The organism is Streptomyces sp. NRRL F-5126 (assembly GCF_000721265.1).
GTDB lineage: Bacteria > Actinomycetota > Actinomycetes > Streptomycetales > Streptomycetaceae > Streptomyces.
The window spans coordinates 516,236-530,902 of record NZ_JOFZ01000012.1 but is presented as its reverse complement, the minus strand read 5'-3'; the positions used below and the strand labels follow the sequence as shown (position 1 = coordinate 530,902).

The 14,667-nt window shown below is 73.8% G+C and carries 17 protein-coding genes; 11 read left to right on the top strand and 6 right to left on the bottom strand.

The window, feature by feature from the left end; translation table 11 throughout:
• The first annotated feature begins 104 nt into the window (after nt 1–104).
• The 4 genes from IH48_RS0127195 to IH48_RS37680 are packed head-to-tail and all read left to right on the top strand — an operon-like array spanning nt 105 to nt 1,319.
• Nucleotides 105–488 carry a type II toxin-antitoxin system RelE/ParE family toxin gene (locus IH48_RS0127195; protein WP_030910127.1) on the top strand — a complete coding sequence of 128 codons (384 nt, stop codon included), beginning with the start codon at nt 105–107 and terminating at the stop codon, nt 486–488.
• Nucleotides 485–823, top strand: coding sequence for a helix-turn-helix domain-containing protein (locus IH48_RS0127190; protein WP_030910124.1), 339 nt, complete (start codon nt 485–487; stop codon nt 821–823). Before IH48_RS0127195 ends, IH48_RS0127190 begins: the two co-directional genes overlap by 4 nt.
• Nucleotides 824–837: 14 nt before the next feature.
• Nucleotides 838–1,074, top strand: a complete 237-nt coding sequence (locus IH48_RS0127185) for a helix-turn-helix domain-containing protein (protein ID WP_030910121.1) — start codon at nt 838–840, stop codon at nt 1,072–1,074.
• 5 nt (nt 1,075–1,079) lie between these two features.
• On the top strand, nt 1,080–1,319 hold the full coding sequence (locus IH48_RS37680) for a DUF3710 domain-containing protein (RefSeq protein ID WP_078850066.1): 240 nt from the start codon (nt 1,080–1,082) through the stop codon (nt 1,317–1,319).
• Nucleotides 1,320–1,432: 113 nt separating this feature from the next.
• Here IH48_RS37680 and IH48_RS0127180 read toward each other — a convergent pair whose 3' ends face one another.
• Together IH48_RS0127180 and IH48_RS0127175 are read right to left on the bottom strand one after the other, a co-directional pair.
• Nucleotides 1,433–2,764, bottom strand: coding sequence for a prenyltransferase/squalene oxidase repeat-containing protein (locus IH48_RS0127180; RefSeq protein WP_030910117.1), 1,332 nt, complete (start codon nt 2,762–2,764; stop codon nt 1,433–1,435).
• Between the two features lie 212 nt (nt 2,765–2,976).
• Nucleotides 2,977–3,876 carry an LLM class F420-dependent oxidoreductase gene (locus tag IH48_RS0127175; RefSeq protein ID WP_030910114.1) on the bottom strand — a complete coding sequence of 300 codons (900 nt, stop codon included), beginning with the start codon at nt 3,874–3,876 and terminating at the stop codon, nt 2,977–2,979.
• Nucleotides 3,877–4,079: 203 nt separating this feature from the next.
• Between IH48_RS0127175 and IH48_RS0127170 the strand changes: the two genes are divergently transcribed.
• The 6 genes from IH48_RS0127170 to IH48_RS0127145 all read left to right on the top strand — a co-directional run bounded on the left by IH48_RS0127170 (nt 4,080) and on the right by IH48_RS0127145 (nt 9,357).
• Nucleotides 4,080–4,598 carry an excalibur calcium-binding domain-containing protein gene (locus IH48_RS0127170; RefSeq protein WP_037843296.1) on the top strand — a complete coding sequence of 173 codons (519 nt, stop codon included), beginning with the start codon at nt 4,080–4,082 and terminating at the stop codon, nt 4,596–4,598.
• Nucleotides 4,599–4,864: 266 nt separating this feature from the next.
• A complete protein-coding gene (locus tag IH48_RS0127165) occupies nt 4,865–6,289 on the top strand; it encodes a glycosyltransferase family 4 protein (protein WP_078850065.1) in 1,425 nt (474 codons plus the stop codon).
• A gap of 39 nt (nt 6,290–6,328) precedes the next feature.
• Nucleotides 6,329–7,063, top strand: a complete 735-nt coding sequence (locus IH48_RS0127160; protein WP_030910106.1) for a class I SAM-dependent methyltransferase — start codon at nt 6,329–6,331, stop codon at nt 7,061–7,063.
• Between the two features lie 2 nt (nt 7,064–7,065).
• Nucleotides 7,066–8,151, top strand: a complete 1,086-nt coding sequence (locus IH48_RS0127155; RefSeq protein ID WP_030910103.1) for a prenyltransferase — start codon at nt 7,066–7,068, stop codon at nt 8,149–8,151.
• Nucleotides 8,152–8,242: 91 nt separating this feature from the next.
• Nucleotides 8,243–8,536: a hypothetical protein gene (locus tag IH48_RS0127150; RefSeq protein WP_030910100.1), complete on the top strand. Its 294-nt coding sequence runs from the start codon at nt 8,243–8,245 to the stop codon at nt 8,534–8,536.
• Nucleotides 8,537–8,571: 35 nt separating this feature from the next.
• The gene (locus IH48_RS0127145; protein WP_030910097.1) at nt 8,572–9,357 is read left to right on the top strand and encodes a maleylpyruvate isomerase N-terminal domain-containing protein; all 786 of its coding nucleotides are present in this window, start codon (nt 8,572–8,574) and stop codon (nt 9,355–9,357) included.
• A 96-nt stretch (nt 9,358–9,453) separates the two neighbouring features.
• On the opposite strand, the gene IH48_RS0127140 is transcribed toward IH48_RS0127145, so the two are convergent.
• The 3 genes from IH48_RS0127140 to IH48_RS0127130 form a co-directional block, all read right to left on the bottom strand.
• Nucleotides 9,454–10,212: a DUF5336 domain-containing protein gene (locus IH48_RS0127140; RefSeq protein ID WP_078850064.1), complete on the bottom strand. Its 759-nt coding sequence runs from the start codon at nt 10,210–10,212 to the stop codon at nt 9,454–9,456.
• Nucleotides 10,213–10,360: 148 nt separating this feature from the next.
• The gene (locus IH48_RS0127135) at nt 10,361–11,254 is read right to left on the bottom strand and encodes an N-acetylmuramoyl-L-alanine amidase (protein ID WP_078850063.1); all 894 of its coding nucleotides are present in this window, start codon (nt 11,252–11,254) and stop codon (nt 10,361–10,363) included.
• A gap of 32 nt (nt 11,255–11,286) precedes the next feature.
• Nucleotides 11,287–11,940, bottom strand: a complete 654-nt coding sequence (locus IH48_RS0127130; RefSeq protein ID WP_030910088.1) for a class I SAM-dependent methyltransferase — start codon at nt 11,938–11,940, stop codon at nt 11,287–11,289.
• 271 nt (nt 11,941–12,211) lie between these two features.
• On the opposite strand from IH48_RS0127130, the gene IH48_RS0127125 reads away from it, so the two are divergent.
• Nucleotides 12,212–13,711 (top strand): MFS transporter, encoded by a 1,500-nt coding sequence (locus IH48_RS0127125; protein ID WP_037843294.1) that lies wholly within the window; start codon nt 12,212–12,214, stop codon nt 13,709–13,711.
• A gap of 33 nt (nt 13,712–13,744) precedes the next feature.
• Here the strand turns inward: IH48_RS0127125 and IH48_RS0127120 are convergent, their stop codons facing one another.
• A complete protein-coding gene (locus IH48_RS0127120; protein ID WP_030910082.1) occupies nt 13,745–14,392 on the bottom strand; it encodes a response regulator transcription factor in 648 nt (215 codons plus the stop codon).
• Nucleotides 14,393–14,667 lie beyond the last annotated feature (275 nt).

Genomic DNA, 14,667 nt, shown 5'->3' with positions numbered 1-14,667 from the left:
CCCTTGGGGCGTGCCACACTGGAGTGGCTGCGATCGCGGCAACGGCACACGACCCGACCTACGAAGTTGCGCTCTCACACCCTGTGCCATATATCATCGACGCTATGGGCGGTGGGTGCTACTCGATCGAGATCGAGCCGGAGGTGCGGTTGTGGCTGGAGAACATCCCCTCCCAGCACTACAAGCAGGCCGAACGCGTTGCCGACCTGCTGGCCGAGCAGCCCACCACGCTCGATGAACCGCACTCCCGCCACCTGGGCGGGAAGCTCCGCGAGCTGCGCTTCCGCCTGGGCGATGCCCATCAGCGGATTACCTACTGGCTGGCGCCCGGCCGACGTGTCGTACTGCTCACCGTGTTCCGCAAGACCAAGATGCGCGAGCAGGCCGAAGTGGACCGCGCCCACGCCGCACAGCGACTGTGCGAGGCAGAGCATGAAGCCGCCGCCGAGCACGACCTCTACAGCCGCGACCTCAAGGAGAGCCGGTGAACCACAGCGAATGGAGGACCCGTCGCCACCGCCAGCTGCTGGGCGAACACCTGGACGCTGACCCCGAGTACGACCGGGTCTACGAAGAGGCCGGCCTCGCCATGACGTTGGGCAAGGCCGTCTACAACCGGCGTAAGCAGCTGGGCCTGAGCGAGATCGACCTCGCCGAGCGCATGCACGTCGGCGTCGATGATATCGAAGGCATCGAGACGGCCACCGAGCTGCCGCCCATCGCGGTCATCATGCGCCTGGCCCGCGCACTGGACCTCACGGTGGACATGCACCTCGCCGGCGGAGACGAGCCCACCGTCACTATCGTCGCCCCCGCGGCCTGAGGCGGGGAGGAACCATGCAGGACCCGCCTTCCGCGCTCGCCCGTGAGCTCGGGCAACTCGTCCACGACCGGCGCATCGAGCTCGGGTTGTCCCAGACCGAGCTGGCCGAGCGGTGCGGAATGAAGCAGCCGCAAATCTCCCGCTTCGAAGGCGGCGGGACCGTGCCCACGCTTCCCCTCCTGCGCCGCCTGGCTCAGGCTCTCGGCGCCGACCTGACCATCGGCCTCACCCCGCACGACGAAGCCGCCTGACACGCATGCGGAATGAGCCGGTCGCTGTCCGATTCGTCGGTTACGACGGACCGGAGTGGATGCTTCGCGGCGTCGTGACCGGACCCGGCGCCGACTCCGACATTCTGCAGGAACAGTCTCGCCAAATCTTCCTGAGATCGGTGGTTGACGTTCGCGGCGCCACGGCACTATCCAACCGCCTCATTACGTTGCAGTGGCCGCCTCTGGCCGGATGGAACGAAGCCGACACTCCACTGTTCGACTGACTCTTCAGCTGGAGCCACTTGCCGTGACGCCGCTGCGAGGGGCGTCCGCTTCTCGGGCGACGAGCCGATGCGACGAGCCGCCGGGGCTCGGGTGCGGCTCGCTCGCGGGCGGGTCAGTCGTGTGGGTGGGTGCTGCGGCGGTTGACGACGACCACGCCTGCCGCGATCAGCACGATCACGCCGATCGCGACCCACCAGACCGCGCCCGAGAACACGGGGCTGTCGTCGGCGTCGGCAGCCGGGGCGATCGCCGCCGGGTTCATTGCCGCCTCGGACGGGGTCGGGCTCGGCGTCGGGGCGGGCGAGCCGCTGTGGGTGGGCTGCGGTACCGGCTTCGGGGCCGCGGGGCCCGTCGCGTTGAGCTTCTTGACGAGGTCGACGCCGCCGAAGGCGGCCGGGTCGACGCCCGCCGTGTGCGCGGCGAAGATCAGGCGCGCGTAGGCGGCCGGGCCCGTCTTCTGCGCCCAGGAGGGGCCGTGCTTCTCCAGCCAGTGCAGCGCGCCCTCGGCCTTGTCGCCGTAGCCGGCCGCGCACATCGCGACGACGGCCTCAGCCGTGGCGCCCGGATCGGGGGCGCCGGAGACCGTGCTGAGGTGTGAGCCCGCGGGCGCGAGGAGCGGCGCGAGGTAGGCGGCGCCGTTGCGGGCGACGCCCTCGGGCGCGGTGGCGCCCGCCGGGTCGCACTTCGGCGGGGGGCCCGACTGCACCGGGGCGGCGACCTGGCGCTTCCCTATCCCGCCGAGCAGCGCCGCGGTGGTGGCCTGGGCGTCGGCCACGGGCCGCTGGCCGGGCGAGGGCGGGCTCGTCGCGAAACCGCCCCCTCGGCCGGTGGCGCCTTCGTCGGCCCCGCCGGCCGGCGCGCAGGGCACGGAGGCGGCGACGAGCGCGTCGTACGCCTGCTTGCCCGTGAAAGGGGACCTGATCGAGCTGGGCTTCGCGCCCATCATGGCGAGCGAGCCGATCACCACGGAGGTGGTGGCCGTGTCGGTGGGCGCGCCCGGGGTGGCGCCCCAGCCGCCGTCCGGGTTCTGCTGGGTGCGCAGCCAGTTGAGCGCGGCCTTCAGCCGGGGGCGCTGGCCGCCCACGCTGGTGAGGGCCTGCATCGCGAGGGCGGTGGAGTTGATGTCGCGCGCCTGCGCGGGAGTGCAGGGCACGGCGGGCTGCGGCCGGTAGGCGGTGAAGGAGCCGTCGGCGCACTGCTGTGCCTGGAGCCAGGCGATGGCGGAGTTCGCGGGCCGCAGCTCAGCGGCGTACTGACCGAGCATGGCGAGCGACTGGCGGCTCACGCCGTCGGCGGCGGGGTCCTTGCTGCCGTAGAGCCCGTGGGCCCGGGCGCCGGTGGCGGCCGGCTCGGGCGCGGCCTGCGCGGCGCTGGGGGACAGCGCCACGCCGCACAGCACGGCGGAGGCGGCTAGGGCGGCGGCGACGCGGCGGGCGGTGGTCATGGGGCGGACGGCGACTTTCCCTGACGGGCGGCGGGGGACCGGGCCACTCTACCGGGCGCACCGGTAGGCCCCTGACCCCCGCCGTCCCCGGCCGTGGTCCTGGTCGCGCTCCCGCTCCCGGCCCGGCCGTCCCAAGGACGTACGGGCTCCGCGGGGCGGCGCCACCCGGAGCCTCGGGCCGCCGCGCACGTGCGGCCCGCCGCGCGTCCCCCTCAGCCGCCCACGGGCAGCGTCCTCGCGAGCTCGCGCCACTGCGTGAGCGGCACGTCGTGCCGCGGGTCCGCGGTGACGACCTGGATCGCCACGTGGTCCGCGCCTGCCGACAGGAACGCGCCCACGCGGCTCGCGATCGTCTCCGCGTCGCCGAGCGCGAACACCGCGTCGAGGAGGCGGTCGCTGCCACCGCCCGCGAAGTCGGGCTCCGCGAAGCCCAGGCGTTCCAGGTTCTTCGTGTAGTTGGGCAGCTGCAGGTAGCCGCCCAGGTAGGCCCTGGCCGTCTTCCGTGCCGCCGCCACGTCCGTGTCGAGCACGACCTTCAGCTCCGGCGCGAGCAGCGCACCCTTGCCGAGGATCTCGCGCGCCTTCGCCGTGTGCTCCGCCGTCACGAGGTACGGGTGGGCGCCCGCCGCCCGGTCGCGGGAGAGCTCCAGCATCTTCGGGCCGAGCGCCGCCAGCACGCGGCCGCTCGCGGGGACCGGCTCCGCGGCCTCGTCGAGGCCCGTGAGGTACTCCTTCATCGTCGAGTACGGGCGGGCGTAGCGCTCAGCCAGGGCGCTGTGACTCGCCCCGAGGCCCAGCACGAAGCGGCCCGGGTGGTCGCGTTCCAGGCGGGCGCGTGCGGCGGCGACGTCCTCCGGGTTGTGGTCCCAGATGCTGAGGATGCCCGTCGCGACCGTGATGCGCCTCGTCGCCGCGAGCAGCGGGGCCGCGTCCGCGACCGAGGGGCTGCCGCCGAGCCAGATCGTGCCGTAGCCGAGGGACTCCAGCTCGGCCGCCGCGTCGGAGACCTCCCCGCCGTGCTCCGGGTTGTCCGTGCGGAGCGCGGTGCTCCACACGCCGATGGTGCCGAATGCCGTCGTGGCGGACGTGTTCGTGGGTTCCATGGATTCCATGGTGGGGCAACCAGGCGGCGGGACCGGGTTGTTCCACGCCGGTGCGGCCGTGTCGTACGCGTGTGCCGCACCGGAGCGGGGCCGCTGGGACACCTCACCCACACGTCTGCATCACGGTTTCGTCACCACCGGAACATTCGGGTCCGTCGGTGGCGCGCCACCGCTAGCGTCTTGCCTCCGACAAGCGGTCCTGGGGGGAACGCATGGCACGAGGCAATCAGCCGGCGCAACTGCCGCCGGCCACCAACCCGTACAACGGACCGGCCGGGCGGACCGGTCGGCGATGGACGCGCAAGCGCGTGTTGCTGCCGGCCGCAGCGGTCGTATTCCTCGGCATCGGTATGGGTGTCGGGGCCTCCGGCGGGGGTGCCGAGGCGAAGGCTGGGCCCGCCGCGGCCCCGACGGTCACCGCCACCGCCACGGCGACGGCCACCATGACCGAGACGCCGCCGGCCCCGACGGCGACGGTCACCACGACCGAGGAGGCGCGGCCCGCGCCGACCGTGACGGTGACCCGCACCAGCCGTGTCCGGGTCACCGTCACCGCGGCGGCCCCGCGCTCCGGAGGCGGTGGCGGGGGCAGCGGCAGTGGCGGTGGGGGCTCGACCTACTACGAGAACTGCACGGCCGCACGCGCCGCCGGCGCCGCCCCCCTCCACCGGGGGGATCCCGGCTACGCCGCGCACCTCGACCGTGACGGCGACGGGGTCGCCTGCGAGTAGGCCGACGACCGGAGGGTTTCGGTCCGCCGCAGGGGCTTCCCTGTCCGCCGCGCGGTTTTCCCACGACGGAACCGGAGGCCCGGGGCGGGGGGCGTGTGGGCGGTGCGCGTGGCGGGAATCACCTGATCCGGGGGCCTGCCGCCCCCTACTAGCCGGTAGATTCGGAGGCTGTCGCCGATCAGGCGTGACTTGTCCGCGCTCATCGCGGCCGGTTACGCTCCGTCGGCACGTCAAGTCGACAAAGAGCCCGGTGGGAAGGGGACGGAGTGACCGCTGGAGCCACGGAGTCCCGGGCCTCGTCCGACCGCCCGGGCCCCGCCCGCGGTACCGGCCCCCGCGCCGCCGGAACGGACCCTGCCGCGACGCGCGCCGCCGGAACGCGCGCCGCCGGGGCGCACGGCGCCGGGTCTGAGGCGCTGAGGATCGCGCTGCTCAGCTACAAGGGCAACCCGTTCTGCGGCGGGCAGGGCGTCTACGTCCGCCACCTCTCCCGCGAACTCGCCCGGCTCGGCCACCGCGTCGAGGTGATCGGCGCCCAGCCCTACCCGGTGCTCGACGAGGTCGACGGCGTCACGCTCACCGAGCTGCCCAGCCTCGACCTGTACCGGCAGCCAGACCCGTTCAGGACGCCGAAGGCCGCCGAGTTCCGCGACTGGGTCGACGCGCTGGAGGTCGCCACCATGTGGAGCGGCGGCTTCCCCGAGCCGCTGACGTTCTCGCTGCGTGCCCGCCGCCACCTCGCCTCGCGCGCCGGGCAGTTCGACGTCGTCCACGACAACCAGACGCTCGGCTACGGCCTGCTCGGCGACCTCGGCGCCCCGCTCGTCACGACCATCCACCACCCGATCACCGTCGACCGCCGCCTCGACCTGAGTGCCGCGCACGGCCGGCGGGGGCGGTACTCCGTGCGCCGCTGGTACGGCTTCACGCGCATGCAGAAGCGCGTGGCGCGCCGGCTGCCGTCCGTGCTGACCGTCTCGGGATCGTCGAAGCGGGAGATCGTCGACGACCTGGGCGTGCGGGCCGATCGTGTCCACGTCGTGCACATCGGCGCGGACACCGGCCTGTTCTCGCCCGACCCGGCCGTGCCCGAGGTGCCGGGGCGCATCGTCACCACGTCGAGCGCGGACGTCCCGCTCAAGGGGCTCGTGCACCTTGTGGAGGCGCTCGCGAAGGTGCGCACGGAGAACCCGGAGGCGCACCTCGTCGTCGTCGGCAGGCGCGCCGACGACGGGCCGGTGGCGCGGGCCATCGCACGCTACGGGCTCGAAGGCGCCGTCGAGTTCGTCAAGGGCGTCTCCGACGCCGAACTCGTCGACCTGGTGCGCGGCGCGCAGATCGCCTGCGTCCCCTCGCTGTACGAGGGGTTCTCGCTGCCGGCCGCCGAGGCGATGGCGACGGGCACGCCGCTCGTCGCGACCACCGGGGGAGCGATCCCCGAGGTGGCGGGCGCCGACGGCGAGACGTGTCTCGCCGTGCCGCCCGGCGACTCGGGCGCGCTGGCCGCCGCTCTCGGACGGCTGCTCGGCGACCCGGCGCTGCGCGCCAGGCTCGGCGCGGCCGGCCGCGACCGTGTCCTCGCCCGGTTCACCTGGGCGAAAGCCGCGGAGGGCACCGTCGAGAGGTATCGCGCGGCGATCGAGCGACGCGGACGGAACACCCCCGACCCGCGTCCGCGGCCGGCCGCGTAAGAAGCCAGAACCACTACCGACCGCCGAAGGCAGGATCACGTGCTGACCGTGGACTTCACCCGCTTCCCGCTCGCCGCGGGCGACCGCGTGCTCGACCTGGGCTGCGGCGCGGGCCGGCACGCCTTCGAGTGCTACCGGCGCGGCGCGCGCGTCGTCGCCCTGGACCGCAACGGCGAGGAGATCCGCGAGGTCGCCCGCTGGTTCGCCGCCATGAAGGAGGCGGGCGAGGCGCCCGACGGCGCCACCGCGACCGCCATGGAGGGCGACGCGCTCAATCTGCCGTTCCCGGACGAGTCGTTCGACGTCGTCATCATCTCCGAGGTGATGGAGCACATCCACGACGACAAGGGCGTGCTCGCCGAGATGGTGCGCGTCCTGCGCCCCGGCGGGCGCATAGCGGTCACCGTGCCGCGCTACGGCCCCGAGAAGGTCTGCTGGGCGCTGTCCGACGCGTACCACGAGGTCGAGGGCGGCCACATCCGCATCTACAAGGCGGACGAACTCCTGGGCCGCATCAGGGAGGCCGGCCTCAAGCCGTACGGCAGCCACCACGCGCACGCGCTGCACGCGCCCTACTGGTGGCTCAAGTGCGCCATGGGCGTCGACAACGACCGCGCGCTCCCGGTGCGTGCGTACCACAAGCTGCTGGTGTGGGACATCATGAAGAAACCCTTCGCCACGAAGGCGGCGGAGCAACTGCTCAACCCCGTCATCGGCAAGAGCTTCGTGGCGTATGCGACGAAGCCCCGCCAGGCGGCTGCGGGCGTGGAGTGACCCTGTCGAGCGCGGGGCCCGGCCGCACGGAACACCTCGTGCTGCCCGGTGTGCTGACGGGCCGTCAGGCATCCGAGACCGTCGCGGGCATCCGCGCGGTGCAACGGCCCGACGGCGCGATCCCCTGGTTCCGCGGCCACCACCTCGACCCGTGGGACCATGTGGAGGCGGCCATGGCGCTCGACGCGGCGGGCGAGCACGGCGCCGCCGGTGCCGCGTACGCGTGGCTCGCCGCCCACCAGAACGGCGACGGTTCCTGGTACGCGGCCTACCAGGACGGCGACCAGGGCTGCCGGCTGCCGCGCGAGCTGCACCGCGAGACCAACTTCTGCGCATATCCGGCCGTCGGCGTGTGGCACCACTACCTGGCCACCGGTGACGACGCGTTCCTCGACGCCATGTGGCCCGTCGTGCGTGCGGCCGTCGACTACGTGCTCGAACTGCGGCGGCCCGGCGGGCAGATCGGCTGGAAGCGCGAGGCCGACGGCACGCCCGTGCACGATGCACTGCTGACCGGCTGCTCCTCCGTGTACCAGGCGCTGCGGTGTGCACTCGCGATCGCGGGGGAACGCGAAGAGCCCCAGCCGGAATGGGAGTTGGCCACGGGTGCGCTGGGCCACGCGATCCGTTCGCACCCCGGTGCCTTCCTCGACAAGGGGCGCTACTCGATGGACTGGTACTACCCGGTCCTGGGCGGCGCGCTGACCGGCGCCGAGGCCAAGTCCCGTATCGAGGAGGGCTGGGACACCTTCGTCGTGCCGGACCTCGGGGTGCGGTGCGTCGTGCCGAACCCGTGGGTCACCGGCGGCGAGAGCTGTGAACTCGCGCTGGCCCTTTGGGCGATGGGCGAATCCGACCGCGCCCTCGGCGTCCTCCAGTCGGTGGGGCACCTGCGCGCCGACGACGGCATGTACTGGACCGGTTACGTCTTCGAGGGAGACAAGGCCATGTGGCCGGCGGAACGCACCACGTGGACCGCCGCCTCGCTGCTCCTCGCGGTCGCCGCGCTCGGCGGCGACGAGGCCACCACCGCGGTGTTCGGCGGTCGGCGGCTGCCGCGCGGTGTGGCACCCGACTGCTGCGCGTAGGGGACCCGCCGTTCCGACTGCCCTGCCCCGCACGCCCGTTCGGGGTTCCGAACGCGGGTTTCACACGTACACAAGCGGCAAGACGACCTGCATGGCCACACATACACGCAGTGGGAATCGTTCCGCGGCGACGGTCATCATCGTCATCGCCGACATCATGGCCCTCATCCTGGGCCTGTGGATCGTGATGTACCTGCTGGACGCCAACCGGGCGAACGCGCTGGTGAGTTTCATCCAGGACGCGGCCCGCTGGCTCGCCGGTTGGTCGTACAACCTGTTCACCTTCGACGACGCCTGGGCGAGGGTCGTCGCGGGCTACGGCCTGGCTGCCGTTGTCTACCTGTTCGTGGGCCACGGGCTCGCCAACCGGCTCCGCCACTTCTGACGCCGCCGGTCACGCCCCGGCCTTAAGGTCGGCGCATGCCCGTACTGACACACGAACGCTACTGTGACGAGATCACCCGGCAGACCGCCGCGCTGTGCGCGCTGCTCGACGGGGCCGACCTCGCGGCGCGCGTACCGACCTGCCCGGACTGGACCACCGGGCAACTGGTGCGGCACACCGGGGGAGTCCTGCGCTGGGCCGGGCACATCGTCGCCGAACGCGCGCAGCACAACCCGCCGGACGACGAGGTGCCCGAAGGAGAAGGCCCCGAGGGCTCCGATGATCCGCGCGAGACGGCGGCCTGGCTCGCCGGCGGCGCGGCCGTCGTGACCGACGCGCTCCGTGCGGCCGGGCCCGACGTTCCGGTGTGGACCTGGGGGTGGGACCAGTCGACGGCGTTCTGGGCCCGGCGCATGTGCCACGAGGTCCTGGTCCACCGCGCCGACGCCGCGCTCGCGGTCGCAGGCGGCCTCGACGCGTACCGGCCCGACGCCGATCTCGCCGCCGACGCGCTCGACGAGTGGCTGCGGATCATCGAGTTCGCGGTCACCGAGAAGCACTCCCCGGCGCTTGCCGGTCCCGCGCGCACCATCCACCTGCACGCCACGGACGTGCCGGGCGCGGAATGGCTGCTGGAGGCAGGCGGGCACGGTTTCCGGTGGCGCCGCGCCCACGAGAAGGCGGACGTGGCGGTGCGCGCGCCACTCACCGCCCTGCTGCTGGCATCGCTGCGGCGGCTCCCCGTGGACGGGAAGGACTTCGAAGTGCTGGGCGACCGTGAACTGCTGCACGCCTGGCTGGAGTCCGCCCGGTTCGACTGACTCCCGCGGAATTGAGCGCGCGCCGCCGTCATGGCATGAGTACGGCGGGCCCCTGAGCCGGGGACCCGCCGTACGCGCGTACCGCGCCCGGGAGACTCAGCCGCGCTGGATCCCCGTGGTGTCCTGGAGCACGCCCCTGCGCCCGTCCTGCGTCTGCGCGACGAGGCCCGCGCCGTGCTGCTCCACCGCCAGGTACCAGGTGCCCGGGGCGAGTTCGGCGATCGGGGACGGCGAGCCGTCCTCCCCGTACAGCGGGCGCGCGACCGGGACCGCGAACCAGAACGGCGCGAACTCCGGCGCCCCGCCGCCCGTCGCGGGCGCGGCACCGGCAGCCTGCGCGCCGTACCCGTGGCCCTGCGCCCCGTACGGCTGCTGGCCGCCGCCCGGGTACCCGTACCCCTGGCCGCCGGCGAAACCGGCCCCGTACGGCTGCTGCGGCTGAGGCTTCGGCGCGGGCGCGAGCGGCGCCTGCAGCGCGGGCAGCAGCGGGGTGGCGACCGCGCCGAACGCGAGGACAAGCGCCGCGATGAGGCCGATGACGAGTCCCGCGCCCCTGTCCGTGTAGTCGATGAAGGTCCACAGCGCCGTCCACGCGGCGAACACCGTGAACGCCACCCCGAACTGCCGCATGTCGAGGCCCATGACCTTGCGCGGCTGGGCCGACGAGCGGGACAGCACGAGCAGCGCCGCGCCGATCACGCCGCCCACGTACATGCTCATGGTGAGACCGAGGTTGTTCCACGCGTTCGACCCGAAGCCGTTGGCCGAGACCACATCGAGGAACGACGCGATGAACAGCACCACCGCTGCTCCGATCACCACGCCGTCGCCTCGAGTGAGAGAGCGGATGTTCACGTAAAAGTCCTTCGTCAGTCGTCTCTTCGGGGCGGGCGGTCGTGGCCCCGGGTGCGGTCACGAATGTATCGTCCGTCCGTTCGCGGCGTTCGGCGCGTCCGCCCGCCGGAACGTAGGCCCTGATCAGGCCCCGTCGCGCAGCGGGCCGCTACTTCAGGTACTTCTCAAGGCCTTCGGCCATGCCGAGGGCCGCCTTCTGCCGCCAGGCCGGACTCTTCAGCAGCGCCGCGTCCTTGGGGTCGCGCATGTTCCCGCACTCGATGAAGACCTTCGGGACCGTCGAGAGGTTGAGTCCGCCGAGGTCCGTTCTCGTGTCCAACCCGGTGCCACCGCCTATGTAGTTGGAGCGAGCACTGCCGGTCACCCGCTGGAAGGCGTTCCTGAGGTCCTTGCCGAGCGTGCGGGACGGCCGCACGATCGCCGCGTTGTCCGCGCCGCCCTCGTCCACCCGGCCGGGCATGATGACGTGGAAGCCGCGCCTGCCGACCGGGGCGCCGTCCGCGTGTATGGACAGCGCGGCGTCGGCCCCCGCCTTGTTGCCGGCCTCCGCGCGCTCCGTGACGCACGGGCCCCACGGGCGGTCGCCGTCGTAGGTGAGGACGACCTTGGCGCCCTGCTCTTCGAGCAGCGTGCGCAGCCGGTGCGCCACGTCGAGCGTGAAGTCGGCCTCCGCGTAACCGTCGTTGGTCGACGTGCCGGTGGTGTCGCACTCCTTGTGGCCGTTGCCCACCGCCACCTGCTTGTTGATCTGCGCGGTGTGCAGGTGGTTGTCCGGGTTGTGCCCCGGGTCTATGGCGACGACCTTGCCCGCGAGCGGCCGTGCGGGGGCCGTGGCCGTGGGCGCGGTGGCGGAGGGCGTGGCGGCGCGCGCCTTGGGGTCGTCGGTGCCGGCCGCGTGGGCCGCGGCCCCGGTGCCGTGGCACCCGGCGAGCGCGCACGACGCGGCGGCCAGCGCGGCGCCCAGGGCGGCCGCACGCAGCCGGCCGTGCGCCGGGGCGTGCAGAGGGGCGTGCGGTGTCGGCGACTTCTCGTGGTGGGACACCCGCGCGATGGTAGTGGGGCGCGCGCCCACCGTCAGAGGCCCTGTCCGATACGCCGTAGTACGCGCAGGGAACGCGTGACGGACGTCTCCTCGAAGGCGCCGGAGGCCAGCGCGCGCCGGTGGATCCGGTAGGGCGCCTGGCCGCCGTCCGCCGGGTCGGGGAACACGTCGTGGATCGCCAGCAGCCCGCCGGGCACGAGGTGCGGCACCCATCCCTCGTAGTCGCCCGTCGCGTGCTCGTCCGTGTGTCCGCCGTCCACGAACACCATCCCGAGCGTGCCGCCCCACACCGCCGCGACCTGCGGCGAGCGCCCCACCACCGCGATCACCCGGTCCTCCAGGCCGGCACGGTGCAGGGTGCGGCGGAACGTGGGCAGCGTGTCCATCACGCCCAGCTCAGGGTCCACCACCTCCGGGTCGTGGTACTCCCAGCCGGGCTGCTGCTCCTCGCTGCCGCGGTGGTGGTCGACCGTCACCGCGACGGTGCCCGAGCGCCGCGCCGCGTCGGCGAGCAGCAGCGTCGAACGCCCGCAGTACGAGCCGACTTCGAGCAGCGGCAGCCCGAGCGACCCCGCCTCGACGGCCGCCGCGTAGAGGGCGAGGCCCTCGTCCCGCGGCATGAACCCCTTGGCCGCCTCGAAGGCGTCCAGCGTCTTTTCGGCGGGGGTGGGCGCGTGCCCTTGCATGACGTGCTCCGTGCTCCGTGGTGGTGGTCCTGGCGGCCCTGGTGGTTCTGGCGCTCGTGGCGACCGTGGTGGCCGCTCCGGTGTCCCGGCAGGCGGCGGCCACGCGGCTCATGGTGCCAAGCCGCGCCGGGCCCCCGGCCACCGGGGCGCCCGGCACGGGCGTGAGTCCCGGGAACCCCGGTGGCGGTCACAGGCGCCTAGGCCGAAGGTCCGAGCTGATTCGGCCGTTAATCGGATGTCAGGGGCGCGGGCGCCCTGCGAGCATGACGCCATGCCCACCACACCGCCCGAACCGACCCCGTCGGCGCCCGCCCCGGCACGTGTCCCGCCGTCCGCGCCCGCCACCGGCGCCGGGGGACGCCGGGAGCGCGCCCGCACCGTCCCGGCCTGGGCGGTCATCCTCATCGCCTGCGCCGGCCAGTTCCTCGTCGTCCTCGACGTGTCCGTGGTCAACGTGGCGCTTCCGTCGATGCGGACGGATCTCGGCATGAGCGAGAGCGGTCTGCAGTGGGTGCTCAACGCGTACTCGATCGCCTTCGCCGGCTTCATGCTGCTCGGCGGCCGGGCGGCCGACCTGTTCGGGCAGAAGCGGACGTTCCTGCTCGGCCTCGCCGTGTTCACCCTCGCCTCGCTCGCCGGCGGCCTCGCCCAGGAGAGCCGGCAGCTGCTCGCCGCCCGCGCCGTGCAGGGTCTCGGCGCGGCCGTGCTCGCCCCCGCGACGCTGACGCTGCTGACCTCCGCCGTACCCGCCGGGCCCGCACGCGTGAGGGCCGTCGGCACCTGGGCCGCGGTGGGGGCCGCGGGCGGTGCGGCAGGCGGCCTCGTCGGCGGCACGCTGACCGACCTGCTGTCCTGGCGCTGGGTGCTGCTCATCAACGTGCCCGTGGGCGCGCTCGTGCTGACGGGCGGCGCCCTGTGGCTCGCCGAGCGCAGGGGCGGCGGCAGCCGCCGCCTCGACCTTCCGGGCGCGGTCCTGGTGACGGCGGGGCTCGCCGCCCTGTCGTACGGCATCGTGCAGACCGAGCGGAGCGGCTGGGGCGCCGCCGCGACCCTCGTCCCCCTGGCCGCCGGCCTCGTGCTGCTCGCCGCGTTCCTGGTGCTTGAGTCGCGCGCACGCGAGCCGCTGATGCCGCTGAAGGTCTTCCGCACACGCGCGGTCGCGGCGGCCAACGCGGCCATGTTCGTCTTCGGGGCGACGAGCTTCGCGGTGTGGTTCTTCATGACCGTCTACGCCCAGAACGTGCTGGGCTACACGCCGTTCCAGGCGGGCCTCGCGCTCGTGCCGAGCTCGCTGAGCATCGTGTTCGGCTCGAAGATCGCGCCCGCGATGATGCACAGGATCGGCCCGCGCCAAGTGGCCCTGATCGGCGGCGTCGTCGCGGCGGCCGGCTTCGCGTGGCAGTCCGGCCTGAGCGCGCACGGCGGCTACGCGACGTCGATCCTCGGCCCCGGGGTTGTCGTCATGACGGGCCTCGGCATGGCGGGCACACCGCTCGCGGCGCTCGCCACGGGCAGCGCGGAACCGCAGGACGCGGGCCTGGTGTCCGGCATCGTCAACACCGCCAGGACGATGGGCGGTGCGCTCGGGCTCGCCGTGCTGTCCACGGCGGCGGCGACCCGCAGCGGAGGGGGGACCGATCCGGTCGCGCTGACGGCGGGATACGCGCTCGCCTTCAGGATCGGCTGCGGGGTGTCGGTGGCGGCGGTCCTGCTCATGCTGGTGTGGCTGCCCCGCCGTCCGTCGGCACGCGAGAAGGCCGTGCGCGGCTGACGTCGCGTGCGGCTCACGTCGCGCGCGGGTGCCTCAGAGCCACCCCTGGCGGCGCGCGGCGCGTACGGCCTCCATGCGGTTGCGCGTGGCGGTCTTGCCGATCGCGGACGACAGGTAGTTGCGGACCGTCGACTCCGACAGGTGCACCCTGGCCGCGACGTCCGCGACCGTCGCGCCGTCGGCGGCCGCGCCCAGCACGTCCCGTTCGCGTGCCGTCAGCGGATTGGGCCCCGCGCTCAGCGCGGCAGCGGCGAGCCCCGGGTCGACCACCGTCTCGCCGCCGAGCACCCGGCGGATCGACGCGGCGAGTTCCTCGACGGGGCCGTCCTTGACCAGGAACCCGGCGGCCCCGGCCTCCATCGCCCTGCGCAGGTAGCCGGGCCTGCCGAACGTCGTGAGGATCATGACCCGGCACGACGGCAGCCGCTCCCGCAGGTCGGCCGCCGCGTCGAGGCCGCTGCGGCCGGGCAACTCGATGTCGAGCAGCGCCACATCGGGCCGCGCGGCGAGTGCCTCGGGCACGATGGCGTCCCCCGAGGCGACCTGGGCGACGACCTCCATGTCGTCCTCCATCCCGAGCAGCAGCGCGAGCGCACCGCGCATCATGCCCTGGTCCTCGGCGAGCAGCAGCCTCACAGGCGGCGCCGCGGGCTGCGCACCGCGGTCCGTGGTGTCGGTCATGGGCCCAGCGTAGAGCGCACGCGCCGGCACCCTGCCGTGGACGCCCAGCACGCCACGGCGTACGCCGCCGCGCCCCGCACACGCGGTGCGTGCCGTGGGCGTCCCGGTCGAGGAAGCCCCGCGCCGTTCGTCGCCGTTGAGGCGACTGGCGTCCCGGCTGCGAACTCCGCGCCCATCGGCGGCATCCCCGCACGGCCCCGCGTCGCCTGAGCTCATGACCGGGTGCCGCGTCCGTTCTCCCCGTGGCGCGCCGGCGCGGGGAGCCGCGCCGCCGC